This is a genomic window from Azospirillum brasilense (assembly GCF_003349955.1).
GTDB lineage: Bacteria > Pseudomonadota > Alphaproteobacteria > Azospirillales > Azospirillaceae > Azospirillum > Azospirillum brasilense_B.
Genome location: NZ_QLKQ01000162.1, coordinates 1 through 2,430, shown reverse-complemented (window position 1 = coordinate 2,430; position 2,430 = coordinate 1). Strand labels below are relative to the sequence as shown.

Below are 2,430 nucleotides of genomic sequence, written 5' to 3'. Positions count from 1 at the left end.
GGAGGGGAGGGGCGGCCGATCATCAGACCATGGTTATCCCGTTCCGGTCCACCGGGTCTAGTTCGCCGTGCGGACGTTCAGCACCCGTTCGCCGCCGCCGCGCAGGACGGTCACCTGAAGCGGCGTGCCGGCCCGCACCAGACCCATGCGGTTGCGGAAGTCGGTGGCGCTGCGCACCGGCCGGCCGTTCACCGCGGTCACCACGTCGCCGCTGCGGAAGCCGGCGCGCTCGGCGGCGGACCCGCGCTCCACTTGGGCGATGACCGCCCCGGCGTCGCCGGCCAGATTCATGCTGTCGGCCAGATCGGGGGTCAGGTCCTGGATGGAGACGCCCAGCCGGCCGCGCCGCACCTCGCCATACTCGACCAGCTGCTCCATCACCGAGCGGACGATGCTGACCGGGACGGCGAAGCCGATGCCGACCGACCCGCCCGCCGGCCCGATGATCGCGGTGTTGATGCCGACCAGCTCGCCGTTGAAGTTCACCAGCGCGCCGCCGGAGTTGCCGGGGTTGATGGAGGCGTCGGTCTGGATGAAGTCCTCGTACCCCTCGATCTTCAGCCCGCTGCGGCCGAGCGCCGAGACGATGCCGGAGGTCACCGTCTGGCCCAGCCCGAAGGGGTTGCCGATGGCGACCAGGAAGTCGCCGACCTTGAGCTGGTCCGAATCGCCCCAGGGCAGGGCGGTCAGCTTCTCCGCCTCGATCTTCAGCAGCGCGATGTCGGTCGCCGCGTCCCGCCCGACCAGCTTGGCGCGCAGGCGGCGGCGGTCCTTCAGAGTGACGGCGATCTCCTGCGCGTTCTCCACCACATGGGCGTTGGTGATGACGTAGCCGCGCCGCGCGTCCACGATCACGCCCGACCCGGCGCTGACCTGCGGGCGGGCCTGCTGCTCGGGGACGTTGAAGAAACGGCGGAAGAAGGGGTCGCGCAGCAGCGGGTTCTCGGCCTGCGGCGCCCGCGACAGCACGGCGATGTTGACGACGGCGGGGGTCACCTGCTCCAGCATCGGCGCGATGGTCGTCACCCCGGTGACCCCGGCGGGCAGGGCCGCGGCGGCGGGGGCCGGACCCGCGCCCGGAACGCCGATCCCCAAAAGCCCGGCCACGCACGCCGCCCCTGCGAACCGTAGCGCCGCGAACCGAAGCGTTCTCCTCATCGGCATCTTGTCCCTATTCCAGTTGTTCCGCACCGCGTTGGCGCCGCTGATGTGGGCGAACGGCGCCATTGGGTCAAGCCTGCGCACCCTTTGCCCCACCGCCCGGCCAGCGCCGGGGGATGGAGTATAGGGCGAGGGCGGCGACGGGTGAATCCTCCATACCGCCGACCGCCGTCTTTCCGGGCTCCGCCCCGGCGATCAGTTTCCATGATTGGTTGCATGACGAGGGGGTGGGTCATCGCGCGCCGTCCATGACTTCATTAAGACTTTGTTCAGCGGGATCTGCGAGGACATGTTGCGAAGGATTTGCCTGAAATCCAGGCCATGCCGGGTGTAACCTCAGTTTTCCTAAGACGTGCTTTCCTCCATGGCGGATACTCAACAGCGGCCCGCCGACGGTGACGACGATGAGCGACGTTCCTCTGATGGAACTGACCGAGCATGATTACCTCCAGATGGAGGAGGCGCTGTCGCAGACCGCGCGCGGCCGCGCGTTCCTGCGCATGCGCGACCGACGATCCCGCGTGGTCGCGGTGGACGAGTTCCATCGACTGACCAGCGCGCTGGAGCAGCAGATCAACCGGCTGCGCGGGGTGGATCCCGGCGTCCTGCCCCGTCTGGCGCCGGCCGGCGGCTTGGGAAGCGGCCTGGGGGACAATCTGCAGCTTCAGCAGGAGCTGATGTCGATCACCCAGGTGGTGCGCGAGACGCGCAGCGACATCGCGGCGCTGCGCCCCGCCGACACCGGGTCGAACCGCATCGAGGCGGCGACCGGCGAGCTGGACGAGATCGTCGCGGCGACCGAGCGGGCGACCACCGACATCCTGAACGCCACCGAGAAGATCCAGGAGATCACCCAGGGCATCCCGCGCACCGATCCCGACATCGCCGAGATGGTCGACGCCATCGATGCCTGGAGCATCGAGATCATGACCGCCTGCGCCTTCCAGGACATCACCGGTCAGCGCACCACCAAGGTGGTCAACACGCTGCGCTACATCGAGCAGCGCGTGAACACGATGATCGAGATCTGGGGCGTCGACCGCATCGCCACCGCCTCGGAAACCGAGTCGATGGGCGAGGGGACGTCCCACCGCAAGCTGGGCGACACCCGGCCCGACGCGCATCTGCTGAACGGCCCGCAGCTCGGCGGGCCGGAGGTCAGCCAGGACGACATCGACGCCCTGTTCGACACGCTGGCCACCCAGATCCCCCAAGTGCTGGAACGGGTCGAGCCGGCCGAAACGCCCGCACCGCCTCCTCCACCGCCCC

General features: G+C 69.2%; 2 protein-coding genes. One reads left to right on the top strand and one right to left on the bottom strand.

Annotation, left to right across the window (positions count from 1 at the left end; all coding sequences use genetic code 11):
* Positions 1-57: 57 nt before the first annotated feature.
* Positions 58-1,107 carry a Do family serine endopeptidase gene (locus tag DXK32_RS31830; protein WP_348981615.1) on the bottom strand — a complete coding sequence of 350 codons (1,050 nt, stop codon included), beginning with the start codon at positions 1,105-1,107 and terminating at the stop codon, positions 58-60.
* A 458-nt stretch (positions 1,108-1,565) separates the two neighbouring features.
* Here DXK32_RS31830 and DXK32_RS31825 point away from each other — a divergent pair.
* A partial coding sequence (locus tag DXK32_RS31825) for a protein phosphatase CheZ (RefSeq protein ID WP_114862147.1) occupies positions 1,566-2,430 on the top strand: 865 nt, incomplete at its 3' end.